Consider the following 13823-nt stretch of genomic DNA (forward strand, 5'->3'; position numbering starts at 1 on the left):
GTGGGCCTTCACGTAACGTTGGGTTTACCGACGCGGGGTGGAGCAGCTCGGTAGCTCGCTGGGCTCATAACCCAGAGGTCGCAGGTTCAAATCCTGTCCCCGCTACTGAAGGCTCAGGGCTCGGATCCTATGGATCCGGGCCCTGAGTCGTTTCCGGCCGTTTCCGCATGCGCGAAGGCGAACGCGAAGGGCCCGGACCCCCCGAGGGGTCCGGGCCCTTCCGTGTGCCGGGCTCAGGCGGCCGCGCAGTTCGGGCAGACGCCGCGGTACGTCACCTCGACCGCGGACACGACGAAGCCGAAGCGCTCGGTGTCCGGCAGGTCGGCCAGCGGGTTGCCCGCCGGGTGCACGTCACGGATCGCGCCGCACCGGGCGCAGACCAGGTGCTGGTGGGGCCGGTGGGCGTTCGGGTCGTACCGCTTGGCGCGGCGGTCCGTGGAGACCTCCAGCACCTCGCCGAGGGTGACGAGCTCGCCCAGGGTGTTGTAGACGGTCGCACGGGAGATCTCGGGCAGCCTGGCCACCGCGAGCGCGTGCACCTCGTCGGCCGTCAGGTGCACGTGGTCACCGTCGAGCACCTCGGCCACGACGCGCCGCTGCGCCGTCATGCGCCAGCCGCGTCCGCGAAGTCGATCCAGCAGGTCACTCATGGACATCAGCCTAACAGCGAGGGGATTCGGTGTAACTCCCGAACCGGTGCGGACTTGGATGCTTACTTGACTTAGACAAAGTCCATCGTAGGATCGGTTACGGCAAACGCCAAGGACAGGACATGCAGGGCATGACGCAGGAGGCGCACGTGACGCAGGGACCGCTCACCACGGAGGCCGGAGCGCCGGTCGCCGACAACCAGAACAGCGAGACCGCCGGCCTCGGCGGCCCCGTCCTGGTCCAGGACCAGCTGCTCCTCGAGAAGCTCGCGCACTTCAACCGCGAGCGCATCCCGGAGCGCGTGGTGCACGCCCGCGGCGCCGGTGCGTACGGCACCTTCACGCTGACCCGCGACGTCTCGCAGTGGACCCGGGCCGCGTTCCTGTCCGAGGTCGGCAAGGAGACCGAGACCTTCCTGCGCTTCTCCACCGTCGCGGGCAACCTCGGCAGCGCCGACGCGGTCCGTGACCCGCGCGGCTGGGCGCTGAAGTTCTACACCGAAGAGGGCAACTACGACCTCGTCGGCAACAACACCCCGGTGTTCTTCATCAAGGACGCCATCAAGTTCCCCGACTTCATCCACACCCAGAAGCGCGACCCGTACACGGGCTCGCAGGAGGCGGACAACGTCTGGGACTTCTGGGGTCTGTCGCCCGAGTCGACCCACCAGGTGACCTGGCTCTTCGGTGACCGCGGCATCCCGGCGTCCTACCGCCACATGAACGGCTACGGCTCGCACACGTTCCAGTGGAACAACGAGGCCGGCGAGGTCTTCTGGGTCAAGTACCACTTCAAGACCGACCAGGGCATCAAGAACCTCACCCAGGCCGAGGCCAACACCCTCGCCGGTGAGGACCCCGACTCGCACCAGCGCGACCTGCGCGAGTCCATCGAGCGCGGCGACTTCCCGAGCTGGACCGTGCAGGTCCAGATCATGCCCGCGGCCGAGGCGGCCCAGTACCGCTTCAACCCGTTCGACCTCACCAAGGTGTGGCCGCACGAGGACTACCCGCCGATCGAGATCGGCAAGCTGGAGCTCAACCGCAACCCGGAGAACGTCTTCGCCGAGGTCGAGCAGTCGATCTTCTCCCCGGCGCACTTCGTCCCCGGCATCGGTCCCTCCCCGGACAAGATGCTCCAGGGCCGCCTCTTCGGCTACGGCGACGCCCACCGCTACCGCGTCGGCATCAACGCCGACCACCTGCCGGTGAACCGCCCGCACGCCACCGAGGCGCGCACCAACTCCCGTGACGGCCACCTGTACGACGGCCGCCACAAGGGCGCGAAGAACTACGAGCCGAACAGCTTCGGCGGCCCGCACCAGACGGACCGCCCGCTGTGGCAGCCCATCGACGTGACCGGTGGCACGGGCAACCACGCCGCCGCCGTCCACAGCGAGGACAACGACTTCGTCCAGGCGGGCAACCTCTATCGCCTGTACTCGGAGGACGAGAAGTCCCGTCTGATCGAGAACCTGTCCGGCTTCATCGCCAAGGTCTCCCGTGACGACATCGTCGAGCGCGCGATCAACAACTTCCGCCAGGCGGACGGTGACTTCGGCAAGCGGCTCGAAGCCGCGGTCCAGGCCCTCCGCGGCTGACACGGAACGCTTGCCGTCGCAGGACGCCGGGCCGCAGACCTCCTCGGAGGGCTGCGGCCCGGCGTCGTTTCACGCGGGGACCGTGCGCCGCGCCGGCACCCAGCAGCGGATGACGTCCCGTACGGACACGATGCCGACGGGTCCGCCGTGCTCCAGCACGATCAGGTGCCGGAAACCGCCGTGGGCCATCGCCTCGGCGGCTTCCTGCACGGTGGCCTCCGGGGTGCAGAACACGACGTTGTTGGTGGTGTGCGCGCCCACGGACTCCCGGTCCGGGTCGTGGCCCGCGCCGATCGAGTTGAGGATGTCGCGCTCGGTCAGGATGCCGATTCCGCTGTGGTCGGGGTCGAGGACGACGGCCGCGCCGACGCGCCGGCCGGACATCAGGCAGGCCGCCTGTCGGAGGGTGTGTGCGGGTCCGAGGGTGAGGATCACGGTGCTCATGGCGTCACGGACGAGCATGAAGAGAGCCACCTCCTGGGGTGAGTCCCCCCGCCTGGGTGGGTGCGCCCGAGGAGCCGCCTCAAGAGAAACGGTTCACAAGCGCACAAGCGTGGGGAGTATCAGATTCCCACGGACCCGCAGGGCCGACAAGAAGGCGTGCGACGGAGCGTGAACAGCACCGGGAGCCGCCGCCGGCGGGCTCAGGCGCGCGGGCGCAGCAGGTCCAGCATCTCCGCGTGCAGCAGTCCGTTCGAGGCCGCCGCGTTCCCGCCGTGCACCCCGTCCACGCCGTCCAGGCCGGTGAAGCGGCCGCCCGCCTCCTGGACCACGACCGCGATCGCCGCCATGTCCCAGAGGTTGAGCTCCGGCTCCGCGCACAGGTCCAGCGAGCCCTCCGCGACCATCATGTACGGCCAGAAGTCCCCGTAGCCGCGGGTCCGCCAGCACGCCCGGGTCAGGTCCAGGAACCCGGCGAGCCGGCCCTGCTCCTCCCAGCCGCTCAGTGAGGAGTACGCGAACGAGGCGTCGCCCAGCTTGCCCACCTCGGACACGCCGATGGCGGCGGTCTCCCCGAGCGCGCCGCCGGCGTACGCGCCGCCGCCCCGGGTCGCCCACCAGCGGCGGCCCAGCGCCGGCGCCGACACCACGCCGACCACCGGGCGGAACTCGCCGTCGGAGTCCTCGGCCATCAGGGAGATCAGGGTCGCCCAGACCGGGACGCCGCGCACGTAGTTCTTCGTACCGTCGATCGGGTCCACCACCCAGCGGCGCGGACCGCTGCCCTGGAGCCCGTACTCCTCGCCCAGGACGGCGTCGTCCGGCCGGGCGGCCGCGATACCGGCCCGGATGATCTCCTCGGCCGCCTGGTCCGCCTCGCTCACCGGGGTCATGTCCGGCTTCGTCTCGACCCGCAGGTCGAGGGCGCGGAACCGCTCCATCGTGGCGACGTCCGCCGCGTCGGCGAGTTCGAGGGCAAGGCGCAGGTCATCGTCATACTCGGGCATGCCCGAACAGTATCGAGACTCCCGGAGCCCGACCAACGCTGTCCACGGTGCGGCCGGGGTGCGCCCTTGACAGGATCTGGCGACCCGTCAACTCTGACCGGAGAGAGCCGAACGGGGAGGCGCGGATGCCGGCAGCCCGGGAGTCCTTGCTGGAGGCGGCGGGAGTCGCGCTCTCGGCGCGCCCCTGGCCTCAGGTGCGGATGGTCGACGTCGCAGCCGCCGCCGGGGTGTCCCGGCAGACCCTCTACAACGAGTTCGGCGGCAAGGCGGGCCTGGGCCGCGCCCTGGTCCGCCGCGAGGCCGACCGCTACCTCGACGGGGTGGACCGGGTCCTGTCCGCCCCGGACCGGGCCGCCGAGCGGCTCGCCGCCGTCGCGGAGTGGACCGTACGGGCGGCCCGCGCCCAGCCCCTCGTACGGGCCCTGCTCACCGGCGCCTGGGACGCGGACCTGCCCGCGGCGGGCCGCCGGGCACCGGGGCCCGGCGAGCTGGCCCGGGCCGTGCGGGACCGGGCGGCCGCCGCGCTGACGCCGGGGGAGGGCCCGCAGGCGTGCGAACTCGCCGTACGCCTCGCCCTCTCCTACGTGATAGCCCCGGGGGAGGAACCCGGTCCGGGCGAGCTGCGCAGGCTGCTCAGTGCGCGGACCCGGACAGCTGGAGGCCGATGACGCCCAGGATGACCAGCGAGATCGAGACGAGTTTGAGGGTGGAGACCAGGTCGCCGAGGAAGACCATGCCGTAGATCGCCGTCCCGGCGGCGCCGATGCCCGTCCACACCGCGTACGCCGGGCCCACGTCCAGCTTCTTGAGTGCCAGGGTCAGCAGACCGAAGCTGCCGAGCGCGAAGCAGGCGAAGGCGATGGTCGGCCCCAGCCGGGTGAATCCGTGGGAGAGCTTGAGGCAGACCGCGAAACCGGTCTCCAGGAGTCCGGCGACCACGACCAGCAGCCACGCCATGGCGAATGCCTCCCCGCGTCACGTGACATCGCGTCACTTGGTGCGATTATGCATTTATCCAGACAGAGCCCTCGACAAACGCGGCCGGACCTCCGCCGGACGGTCAGTCGCCCTCGCGGCGCTCGCGCGTCTGCAGCAGTCGGCGCAGCGAGTACAGGCGCGCCGGGTCCGCGTGGCCGTCCTCCACCCACTTGTCGAGCGCGCAGTCCTGCTCGTCGTGGCTGCACGCGCGCGGGCACCCTTCCGTCCCCGGCACCAGCTCGGGGAAGGCCAGGATCACCCGGGACGGGTCCACGTGGTGCAGGCCGAAGGAGCGCACGCCCGGGGTGTCGATGACCCAGCCTTCGGCGCCCGGCAGTGGCAGCGCGAGTGCCGAAGTCGTGGTGTGCCGGCCGCGGCCGGTCACGGCGTTGACCACTCCGGTGGCGCGCTGGCGGCCCTCGGCGACCAGCGAGTTCACCAGCGTGGTCTTGCCCACGCCCGAGTGTCCGACGAAGGCGGTGATCCGGCCGTTGAGGTGCTCGCGCACCCGGTCGGCCGCGTCGCCCGCCGCGAGCTCCTCGCGGTTGGTCACCACGTAGTTCAGACCGAAGGTCGAGTAGATCTCCAGGATCTTGTCCGCGGAGGTCAGATCGGACTTGGTGAGCACCAGCAACGGCTCCAGGCCGGCGTCGTACGCCGCCACCAGACAGCGGTCGATCATCCGGGGCCGCGGCTCCGGATCGGCCAGGGCGGTCACGATGGCCAGCTGGTCGGCGTTGGCGACGACCACCCGCTCGTACGGGTCGTCGTCGTCGGCGGTGCGCCGCAGGACGGACCTGCGCTCCTCGATCCGCACGATGCGGGCCAGGGTGTCCTTCTTGCCCGACAGGTCACCGACGATCCAGACCCGGTCGCCGACCACCGCCGCCTTGCGGCCCAGTTCGCGGGCCTTCATCGCGTGCACCGAACGGCCCTCGACCAGGCAGGTCAGTCGGCCGCGGTCCACCGTGAGGACGAAGCCCTCGGCGGCGTCCTCGTGCTTGGGGCGGATGCTGGTCCGAGGCCGGTTGCCCTTGGGGTTCGGGCGCTGGCGGATGTCGTCCTCGTCGGTGTGCTTGCCGTACCTGCGCATGACGGGCCCTACGCTCCCGCTCCCGCACTTGCTCCGGGTACCCCGGAACCCTCGGCGTCCCCGGCGAGCATGTCCGTCCACATCTTCGGGAAGTCCGGCAGGGTCTTCGCGGTGGTCGCCACGTTCTCGATCTGCACGCCCTCCACCGCCAGGCCGATCACCGCGCCCGCGGTGGCCATCCGGTGGTCGTCGTACGTGTGGAACACCCCGCCGTGCATCCGGCGCGGCCGGATCCGCAGACCGTCGGCGGTCTCGGTGACATCGCCGCCGAGCCCGTTGATCTCCTTGGTCAGCGCGGCCAGCCGGTCCGTCTCGTGCAGCCGCAGGTGCGCGACACCGCGCAGCACCGACTCGGAGTCGGCCAGGGCCGCCACCGCCGCGATGCCCGGGGTCAGCTCGCCGACCTCGCTCAGGTCCACGTCGATGCCGTGGATCTTGCCGGTGCCGGTGAAGACCAGGCCCGCGTCGGTCAGCTCGCAGGAGCCGCCCATCTCGGTGAAGATCCGGCGCAGCGCGTCGCCCGGCTGGGTGGTGCGGCGCGGCCAGTCCGGGACGGTCACCGTGCCGCCGGTGATCAGGGCGGCGGCCAGGAAGGGCTGCGCGTTGGAGAGGTCCGGCTCCACGACCATGTCGCGGCCCAGCAGCGCGCCGGGGGTGACCCGCCACACGTCCTTCTCGCCCCCGGCCTCGGGGGTGTCGACCTGGGCGCCCGCCGCACGCAGCATCTCCACGGTCATCCGGATGTGCGGCATCGACGGCAGGTTGCCGCCCACGTGCCGGACCTCGACGCCCTGGTTGAAGCGCGGGGCGGAGAGCAGCAGCGCGGAGACGAACTGCGAGGAGTTGCTCGCGTCGATCTCGACCGTGCCGCCCTCCAGCGCCCCGCCGCCCAGGACGGTCATGGGCAGCGCGCCCCGGCCGTCGTCGTCGATGCGGGCGCCGAGGGTACGCAGGGCGCTGATGACCTGGCCCAGGGGGCGCTCGTAGGAACGCGGGTCGCCGTCGAAGCGGATGTCGCCGTCGGCGAGGGTGGCGACGGGCGGCAGGAAGCGCATGACCGTGCCCGCGTTGCCGACGTCCACGGTCGTCGGGCCGTGCAGGGCCGCCGGGATGACCCGCCAGGCCTCGCCGCCCGAGCCGTCACCGGCGGAGCTGGACGAGACGGTCTCCTCGATGCCGACGCCCATCGCGCGCAGCGCGTCGGCCATCAGCTGGGAGTCGCGCGAGCGCAGCGGGCGGCGTACCCAGCCCGGCTCGGCGGCGAGCGCGGCGAGCACGAGGGCCCGGTTGGTGACCGATTTGGACCCGGGCACCGTGACGGTGGCGTGGACGGTGCCATCGGCGAGCGGAGCGGGCCAGAGGGCGGGGAGCGCGGGGGTCTCGGTCATGGCCACCACTTTAGTGGCTTCCCCCGATGCCAGATCTTGATCCCGGCCCCGTCTCAGGGAGCGGTCACAGGGCGAGCAGCCAGCGGGCGCCGCCGATCAGCGAGCACAGCGCGACGACGTGGAAGAAGAGCAACCACACCACCGGGTGCAGGTGCGTGAGCCGGCCGAGCTGGTCGGCGTCCGAATCGGGCGCCCCGCCGCCCCGGCGCTTGGCCCCCAGCTCGAAGACCGGCCGGACCCCGCCGAACAGCAGGAACCACACCACCAGGTAGGCGAATCCGGCCTGTACCTCGGCCGGGGTCAGCCAGGACACCAGCAGGAAGGTTCCGCCGGTCAGGACCACCGTCAGCGCCCCGTACGCGTTCCGGATCATCACCAGCATCACCAGCAGCAGGGCGGTGGCCGCCCACAGCAGCAGCGTGATCCGGTGCGCGGACAGCAACGCCGCCCCGCCCAGCCCGAGCAGCGAGGGCGCCGTGTACCCGCCCGCGGCCGTGAGGATCATCCCGAGCCCGGTCGGCCGGCCCCGGCTGACGGTGACCCCGCTGGTGTCGGAGTGCAGCCGTATCCCGCTCAGGCGCCGCCCGGTCAGCAGGGCCAGCAGCCCGTGCCCGCCCTCGTGCGCGATGGTGATCGCGTTGCGCGACAGCCGCCACACCGGGCGGGGCCCCACGGCGGCCAGTGCGACCAGACCTGTCGTGATCACCAGCCACAGGTCGGGCGCGGTCTGTATGCCCGTGAGCCGGTCCCACAGACCGGCGGTCGTGCTGCTGTCCATAAGGTGGCGGACTCCTTGCGGTGAGGTGCGGGTGGCATGGCAGTGTGACAGCCATGTGCGGACGGTATGCGGCGAGTCGTGGGCCCGAGGACCTCGTGGAGGCCTTCGGCATCGAGAAATGGGAGCCGGAGGAGACCCTGGCCCCCGATTTCAACGTGGCGCCGACGAAAGAGGTCCACGTGGTCCTCGACCGTCCCCTCAAAGACGCCTCGCACCCGCGTCCGGTTCGCCAGCTGCGCGTCCTGAAATGGGGGCTGGTCCCCTCCTGGGCCCAGAATCCCGACGGCGCCGCCCGGATGATCAACGCCCGGTCGGAGACCCTGCACGAGAAGCCGTCCTTCCGCCGGCCCTTCGCGCAGCGCCGCTGCATCGTCCCCGCCGACGGCTACTACGAGTGGGTCACCGCCCACGACGAACGGCAGCTGGAGGTGGAGGGCAAGAAGAAGCGGGCCCGCAAGCAGCCCTACTTCGTGCTCCCCTCCGACGGCTCCGTCTTCGCCATGGCCGGGATATACGAGTTCTGGCGCGACCGGACCCTGCCCGACGAGCACCCGCTCTCCTGGTGGGTCACCTGCTCGGTGATCACCACGGAGGCCGAGACCGGCCCCCTGGGCGTGGCCCCCGCCGAGGGACCGCGCTCGCTGGCCGACATCCACCCGCGGATGCCGCTGATGCTGACCCCGGACCGCTGGGACGCCTGGCTCGACCCGGCGAACACCGACACCGAGGGCTCGCTGCGCGAGCTGCTCGCCCCGCCGCCCGGCGGTCTGATGCGGGCCTACCCGGTGTCCACCGCCGTGAGCAGCGTGCGCAACAACGGCCCGGAGCTGCTGACGGAGCTGGCCGCGCCGGAGGAGGGCACCCTCTTCTGACCCGGGCAGGATGGGACGCATGACCACGCGTACCCAGAGCGTCGACACCCCGGCGGGCGAGGCCCGCATCACCTGGCACCGCGCGCCGGAGCCGAGGCTCGTGCTCGCCGTGAGCCACGGCGCCGGCGGCGGCATCGAGGCCCGCGACCTCCAGGCCCTGGCCGCCGCCCTGCCCGCCCGCGGGATCACGGTGGCCCTCGTCGAACAGCCCTGGCGGGTCGCCGGGAAGAAGGTCGCCGCCGCGCCCAAGGTGCTGGACGAGGGCTGGCGCGGGCTGTGGCCGGCGCTCACGGAGCCCGGGCTGCCCGTGGTCGCGGGCGGGCGTAGCGCCGGGGCCCGGGTGGCCTGCCGAACCGCCGCCGAGCTGGGCGCCGCCGGAGTGCTGGCGCTGGCCTTCCCGCTGCACCCGCCGGGCCGGCCGGAGAAGTCCCGCGCCGAGGAGCTGACCGGTGCCGGCAGCCCGACCCTCGTGGTCCAGGGCGACCGGGACCCCTTCGGCCGTCGCGAGGAGTTCCCGCCACCGAGCGCCGGGGACCCGTACGAGCTCGTGGAGGTGGCGCACGCCGATCACGGCTTCGCGGTGCCGAAGAGGGCGGACACCACCCAGGAGGAGGCACTCCTGAAGATCACCGAAGCGGTGGGGGAGTGGCTCGGGCGGCTCCCCGTGTGAGGGGCCGCGGGCCGGGCCGCGAAACAGGCCGAAAACCCGCCCGGTGCCCGGGAATGTGCCGCCCGCCGCTTCTGTTGTCTCGGATGTCGGAACGTACGGGAACTCGTCGGAGGAGAGGGAGCGCATGACCCAGGTCATCAGCCAGAACCGTCGGCAGGCCGCTGACCTGGACTGGACCGTGCTGCCGGCGCCCAAGCGCAGCTCGCTTCGGGCGGCGGAGGGCCGGGAAGGTCGACTATTCTCCGATTCGAGCGGATCCGCTTTCGGAGCCGCCACGCTGTCGGAGGAGGTGGGTCCTGTCGCTGGGACCGACGAAGGCCACGCGGAGGAGACGACCCTGGAGCGCAACGCGCGCTTCGAACGGGACGCCCTCGGCTACCTCGACCAGATGTACTCGGCCGCGCTGCGCATGACGCGCAATCCGGCCGACGCCGAGGACCTGGTCCAGGAGACGTACGCGAAGGCGTACGCGTCCTTCCACCAGTTCCGCGAGGGCACCAACCTGAAGGCGTGGCTGTACCGCATCCTGACCAACACCTTCATCAACTCCTACCGCAAGAAGCAGCGTGAGCCCCAGCGCAGCGCCGCGGAGGAGATCGAGGACTGGCAGCTGGCGCGCGCCGAGTCGCACATGTCGACCGGACTGCGTTCCGCCGAGTCGCAGGCGCTCGACCATCTGCCGGATTCGGACGTGAAGGAAGCCCTGCAGGCCATTCCGGAGGAGTTCCGCATCGCGGTCTACCTTGCCGACGTAGAGGGCTTTGCGTACAAGGAGATCGCGGACATCATGGGTACACCCATCGGTACGGTCATGTCGCGACTGCACCGTGGCCGCCGTCAACTCCGCGGAATGCTGGAGGACTATGCCCGTGAGCGCGGGCTGGTTCCCGCGGGCGCGGGAGAGTCGAACGACCGGAAAGGCTCGGGCTCATGAGTTGCGGAGAGCCGCACGAGACAGAGTGCTCTGAGGTCCTGGATCACCTGTACGAGTTTCTCGACCAGGAGATGCCGGACAGTGACTGCACGAAGTTCGAGACGCACTTCGGCGAGTGCAATCCCTGCCTGGAGAAGTACGGGCTGGAACAGGCCGTGAAGAAGCTGGTGAAGCGCTGCTGCGGGTCGGACGACGTGCCGACCGACCTGCGGTCGAAGGTCATGGGCCGGATCGAACTGATCAGGTCCGGCCAGGCGGTGCCCGACCACGACGTCACCGCCGACAATCCCGCTCCCGGCTGACCCGGTCGCCGACCGGTCGGACGATTGAACAGCCGCCCCCGGAAGAGCACTTCATTCACCCGAATGTGCTAATCCGGGGGCGTCCGCATGGCCCAATGCGGAAATGTGGCCCACCTCGCTCCGGGCCCCACCTATTCTCCCCATTCGGTGCTGGTTCGATACGGCGACCGGTGTGCACGGCACAGGGGAGGAGAGCGCCATGCGGGCACTTCCGCCGGCGGCGCGCGCATACATCCTGTGCGCCGTTCTCGCGGCCGCCGCGTGCGTCACCCCCGCCCTCACGGATTCCGGTACGCCCTGGACGGCCGTCCTCCTGCTCGCCGCGCTCTACCTCGGCTGCGAACTCGTCAAGGTCTGCCCGCTGCTGGGCCGCCGGGTGCCCGAGGGCATCGGCTCCTTCTTCCCCGTCGTGCTCGCCGCCGTCCTCCTGCTGCCACCCGCCGCCGCCGCGCTCGTCGCGCTGCCCGGGGGCCTCGCGGGGCCCGCCGGCCGGCGGGCCGCCCGGGTGCGCCGCGTGTGGCACGGCGCGCAGCAGGCGACGGCCGCCTGGGTCGCGGGCCGGACCTACGGGCTGCTGGACGGCCCGGCCACCCTCGGCGGCGGGCCCTCCACCGGCTCCGGGCCGCTCGCGGGACCGGCCGACTTCCCCTTCGCGCTGCTCCCCGCGACGGCCGCGGCCGTCGTCTTCTGCCTGGTGCTCACCGTCCTCGACGGCGGCATCCTGGCCGCCGCCGAACGCCGACCGGCCGCCACCGCCTGGCGCGGGCTCCTGTCCGCCTCCCTCGCCCCGCACTGCGTCCACGGCCTCGCCGGCCTGATGATGGCCGTCATGTGGCGCAGCCCCTACGGGCCCCCGGCCGCCCTGCTCGTCCTGCTGCCGATGTACATCTCCTGCTGGGTCTTCGCCCAGTACCACCGCGAAAGCGCCGCGCACCAGGCCACCATCCGGGCCCTCGTCCAGGCCGTCGACATCAAGGACCGCTACACGCGCGGCCACAGCGAACGGGTCGGCCAGGCCTCCACGATGATCGCCCGGGAGCTGGGCATGACCGAGGACCGGCTGGAGACGGTGCGCATCGCCGGGATCCTGCACGACGTCGGCAAACTCGGCGTCCCGACCCGGCTGCTGCGCAAGGACGGTCCGCTCACCCCGCAGGAGCGCCGGATCATCGAGCTGCATCCCGAGTACGGGCACGAGATGGTGCGCGGCATCGGCTTCCTCGGCGAGGCCCGGTCCGCGATCCTGCACCACCACGAGCGGGTCGACGGCTCCGGCTATCCGTACGGGCTGACCGGCGAGCAGATCCCGGTACTGGCCCGGGTGGTGGCGGTGGCCGACGCCTTCGACGCGATGACCTCGACCCGCTCGTACAGCCGGGCCCGGCCGGTGCCGGTCGCCCTCGCGGAGCTGGAACGGTGCGCGGGGGCGCAGTTCGACCCGTCGATGGTGCGGGCGCTGGTCGACGCGATCGGCCGGACCGGCTGGCACCCGGTGGTGACCTCGGACGAGGACCTCCAGGTGATCCCGGCCGGGGCCGCCGACCCGGGGCCGCCGGTACCCGGCCCGGTACTCGCACCCGGATCCGGACCCGGACCCGCACCGGGCCCGGGCCCGCGGCCGTCGACCCTGCCCGGGATGCCGGAGCAGGGTTCCCGTACGGCCGCACCGGCCCCGCAGCCGGGCCGGGTCCCCGCGGTTCCCGGCCCGGCCGGCGGGTCCGGCCCGGACGCGGACGCCGGCGGGGCGGGCGGATGAGGGCCCCCGCCGCCTGGACCGTACGCGGAGCCGCCGGGGTGCTCACCGGCGCCGCGCTCGGCCACACCCTGTGGAACGGCGTCGCCGAGCCCGGCGCCGCCCTGGCCTTCGCCACCCTGATCACTGTCGGGGAGCTCGCCCGCCGGGACCGCCGGGACCCCCTCGGACGGCACCCCGCACCGCTCGGCTCCGCCGGAGCCCTCGCCTACGCCCTGCTCGGCCAGAGCGCCGGGCAGCCCACCCACCACGGGGTGCTGCAGACCGTCGCGGTCGTCGTTGCCGCCGTCCTCGCCGGGATCGTCCCGCACATCGCCCGCGGTCGGGGTCCCGCCCTCGACCACCTGTCCCGCCGGGTGCTCACCGTCGCCTTCGCCGCCGCCTGTTTCCAGCCGCTCTACAACTCGGGCCGGCTGGAGCAGCGGGTGGGCCAGGGCCCGTACCTCGTCGGCTTCCTGCTCTTCCTGCTCGGCCTCACCGCCCTGTGCGACGCCGTGCTCGCCGCCGCGCTCACCGGGGCCCGGACCGGCCGGCCGTACGGTCCGGTGCTGCGCGACGAACTGCGCGCCCAGCTCGGCATCGGCTCGGCGATCTGCGCCACCGGGGTCGTCATGGCGCTCGGCACGGCCGTCGCGGGCCTGTGGGCCCTGCCCGTCTTCAGCGTGCCCCTGCTGCTGACCCAGCTGTCCTTCCACCGGATCACCGCGATCCGCACCACCTACCGCCAGACCATCACCTCACTGGCCCGCGCCACCGAGATCGCCGGCTGCACCCGCCCGGGCCACTCCCGCCGGGTGGCCGCCCTGAGCTGCGCCGTCGGTCGGGAGCTGGGCCTGTCGGAGCGGGAGCTCACGGTGCTGGAGTACGCCGCCCTGATGCACGACATCGGGCAGCTCTCCCTCGTCGACCCGGTCCCGGACGGGGCCACGGCCGGGCTGCCCGACGGCGAGGCCCGCCGGATCGCCGCGCTGGGCGGGGAGGTGGCCCGCCAGACCGGGGTGCCCGCCGAGGTCGCCGAGGTGGTGGAGCGGCAGGCGGATCCGTACCGGGAACAGCCCACGGCGGCCCGGATCGTGCGTACGGTGAATGCGTACGACGATCTGGTCGGCGGGAGCCGTCACCCGGGTGGCTCACTGGCCGCCCTGGAGCGGCTCCGCCTGGGCACCGGGCACGAGTACCAGCCGGAGGTCGTGGAGTGCCTGGCAAGGGTTCTGGCCAGGGGCGGACGTGGCAGAGTGGTGCCCGTCCCACCTGGGTAACCCATGGGTAATGAGCGGCCGTCCGAGTGGGCATGGTTGGATGCCAGTAAGAGGGACCGTAGGAGTGTCCGCAAGGCTGCACCGTTGTTCCCCAGCG

15 protein-coding genes and 1 tRNA gene are annotated in these 13823 nt (G+C 72.2%); 9 read left to right on the plus strand and 7 right to left on the minus strand.

The window, feature by feature from the left end; all coding sequences use genetic code 11:
- Positions 1-31: 31 nt before the first annotated feature.
- Positions 32-105: transfer RNA gene (locus OG624_RS26695), tRNA-Met, on the plus strand.
- Between the two features lie 128 nt (positions 106-233).
- Here OG624_RS26695 and OG624_RS26700 read toward each other — a convergent pair.
- Positions 234-650, minus strand: coding sequence for a Fur family transcriptional regulator (locus OG624_RS26700; protein WP_033219060.1), 417 nt, complete (start codon positions 648-650; stop codon positions 234-236).
- 131 nt (positions 651-781) lie between these two features.
- On the opposite strand from OG624_RS26700, the gene OG624_RS26705 reads away from it, so the two are divergent.
- Complete coding sequence (locus OG624_RS26705) at positions 782-2251, plus strand: catalase (RefSeq protein WP_033219062.1); 1470 nt, start codon at positions 782-784, stop codon at positions 2249-2251.
- Positions 2252-2320: 69 nt separating this feature from the next.
- On the opposite strand, the gene OG624_RS26710 is transcribed toward OG624_RS26705, so the two are convergent.
- Positions 2321-2713: a CBS domain-containing protein gene (locus tag OG624_RS26710; protein WP_030385946.1), complete on the minus strand. Its 393-nt coding sequence runs from the start codon at positions 2711-2713 to the stop codon at positions 2321-2323.
- A gap of 182 nt (positions 2714-2895) precedes the next feature.
- The gene (gene hisN / locus OG624_RS26715; RefSeq protein ID WP_033218618.1) at positions 2896-3699 is read right to left on the minus strand and encodes a histidinol-phosphatase; all 804 of its coding nucleotides are present in this window, start codon (positions 3697-3699) and stop codon (positions 2896-2898) included.
- 125 nt (positions 3700-3824) lie between these two features.
- On the opposite strand from hisN, the gene OG624_RS26720 reads away from it, so the two are divergent.
- Entirely contained in the window at positions 3825-4367 is a 543-nt protein-coding gene (locus OG624_RS26720) for a TetR/AcrR family transcriptional regulator (RefSeq protein WP_033218620.1), read from the plus strand.
- Here OG624_RS26720 and OG624_RS26725 read toward each other — a convergent pair.
- The 4 genes from OG624_RS26725 to OG624_RS26740 form a co-directional block, all read right to left on the minus strand.
- Positions 4333-4656 (minus strand): DMT family transporter, encoded by a 324-nt coding sequence (locus OG624_RS26725; protein ID WP_030711657.1) that lies wholly within the window; start codon positions 4654-4656, stop codon positions 4333-4335. The genes OG624_RS26720 and OG624_RS26725 overlap by 35 nt on opposite strands.
- Before the next feature lie 103 nt (positions 4657-4759).
- On the minus strand, positions 4760-5770 hold the full coding sequence (gene rsgA / locus OG624_RS26730) for a ribosome small subunit-dependent GTPase A (RefSeq protein ID WP_033218621.1): 1011 nt from the start codon (positions 5768-5770) through the stop codon (positions 4760-4762).
- A gap of 8 nt (positions 5771-5778) precedes the next feature.
- Positions 5779-7158 carry a 3-phosphoshikimate 1-carboxyvinyltransferase gene (gene aroA, locus OG624_RS26735; protein WP_033219064.1) on the minus strand — a complete coding sequence of 460 codons (1380 nt, stop codon included), beginning with the start codon at positions 7156-7158 and terminating at the stop codon, positions 5779-5781.
- A gap of 64 nt (positions 7159-7222) precedes the next feature.
- The gene (locus OG624_RS26740; RefSeq protein WP_033218622.1) at positions 7223-7936 is read right to left on the minus strand and encodes a M50 family metallopeptidase; all 714 of its coding nucleotides are present in this window, start codon (positions 7934-7936) and stop codon (positions 7223-7225) included.
- 53 nt (positions 7937-7989) lie between these two features.
- Here OG624_RS26740 and OG624_RS26745 point away from each other — a divergent pair, with 53 nt between their 5' ends.
- The 6 genes from OG624_RS26745 (at position 7990) to OG624_RS26770 (ending at position 13726) form a co-directional block, all read left to right on the plus strand.
- Entirely contained in the window at positions 7990-8808 is an 819-nt protein-coding gene (locus OG624_RS26745; protein WP_033218623.1) for an SOS response-associated peptidase, read from the plus strand.
- Between the two features lie 19 nt (positions 8809-8827).
- The gene (locus OG624_RS26750) at positions 8828-9478 is read left to right on the plus strand and encodes an alpha/beta hydrolase family protein (RefSeq protein ID WP_106971352.1); all 651 of its coding nucleotides are present in this window, start codon (positions 8828-8830) and stop codon (positions 9476-9478) included.
- A gap of 289 nt (positions 9479-9767) precedes the next feature.
- Positions 9768-10412: a sigma-70 family RNA polymerase sigma factor gene (locus OG624_RS26755; RefSeq protein WP_030385954.1), complete on the plus strand. Its 645-nt coding sequence runs from the start codon at positions 9768-9770 to the stop codon at positions 10410-10412.
- Positions 10409-10714, plus strand: coding sequence for a mycothiol system anti-sigma-R factor (gene rsrA, locus OG624_RS26760; protein ID WP_030012982.1), 306 nt, complete (start codon positions 10409-10411; stop codon positions 10712-10714). The genes OG624_RS26755 and rsrA overlap by 4 nt, the downstream gene beginning before the upstream one ends.
- Before the next feature lie 199 nt (positions 10715-10913).
- On the plus strand, positions 10914-12470 hold the full coding sequence (locus OG624_RS26765) for an HD-GYP domain-containing protein (RefSeq protein ID WP_051763103.1): 1557 nt from the start codon (positions 10914-10916) through the stop codon (positions 12468-12470).
- Positions 12467-13726: an HD-GYP domain-containing protein gene (locus OG624_RS26770; RefSeq protein WP_033218627.1), complete on the plus strand. Its 1260-nt coding sequence runs from the start codon at positions 12467-12469 to the stop codon at positions 13724-13726. Before OG624_RS26765 ends, OG624_RS26770 begins: the two co-directional genes overlap by 4 nt.
- The last annotated feature ends 97 nt before the right edge of the window (positions 13727-13823 follow it).

It is taken from the genome of Streptomyces virginiae (assembly GCF_041432505.1).
In the GTDB taxonomy this organism is placed as follows: Bacteria; Actinomycetota; Actinomycetes; order Streptomycetales; family Streptomycetaceae; genus Streptomyces; species Streptomyces virginiae_A.

Bases quoted from the DNA above. Each gene is read 5' to 3' on its own strand.
- OG624_RS26700 (WP_033219060.1), bottom strand. From the start codon at position 650: ATGAGTGACCTGCTGGATCGACTTCGCGGACGCGGCTGGCGCATGACG.
- OG624_RS26705 (WP_033219062.1), top strand. From the start codon at position 782: ATGACGCAGGAGGCGCACGTGACGCAGGGACCGCTCACCACGGAGGCC.
- OG624_RS26710 (WP_030385946.1), bottom strand. From the start codon at position 2,713: ATGCTCGTCCGTGACGCCATGAGCACCGTGATCCTCACCCTCGGACCC.
- hisN (WP_033218618.1), bottom strand. From the start codon at position 3,699: ATGCCCGAGTATGACGATGACCTGCGCCTTGCCCTCGAACTCGCCGAC.
- OG624_RS26720 (WP_033218620.1), top strand. From the start codon at position 3,825: ATGCCGGCAGCCCGGGAGTCCTTGCTGGAGGCGGCGGGAGTCGCGCTC.
- OG624_RS26725 (WP_030711657.1), bottom strand. From the start codon at position 4,656: ATGGCGTGGCTGCTGGTCGTGGTCGCCGGACTCCTGGAGACCGGTTTC.
- rsgA (WP_033218621.1), bottom strand. From the start codon at position 5,770: ATGCGCAGGTACGGCAAGCACACCGACGAGGACGACATCCGCCAGCGC.
- aroA (WP_033219064.1), bottom strand. From the start codon at position 7,158: ATGACCGAGACCCCCGCGCTCCCCGCCCTCTGGCCCGCTCCGCTCGCC.
- OG624_RS26740 (WP_033218622.1), bottom strand. From the start codon at position 7,936: ATGGACAGCAGCACGACCGCCGGTCTGTGGGACCGGCTCACGGGCATA.
- OG624_RS26745 (WP_033218623.1), top strand. From the start codon at position 7,990: ATGTGCGGACGGTATGCGGCGAGTCGTGGGCCCGAGGACCTCGTGGAG.
- OG624_RS26750 (WP_106971352.1), top strand. From the start codon at position 8,828: ATGACCACGCGTACCCAGAGCGTCGACACCCCGGCGGGCGAGGCCCGC.
- rsrA (WP_030012982.1), top strand. From the start codon at position 10,409: ATGAGTTGCGGAGAGCCGCACGAGACAGAGTGCTCTGAGGTCCTGGAT.
- OG624_RS26765 (WP_051763103.1), top strand. From the start codon at position 10,914: ATGCGGGCACTTCCGCCGGCGGCGCGCGCATACATCCTGTGCGCCGTT.
- OG624_RS26770 (WP_033218627.1), top strand. From the start codon at position 12,467: ATGAGGGCCCCCGCCGCCTGGACCGTACGCGGAGCCGCCGGGGTGCTC.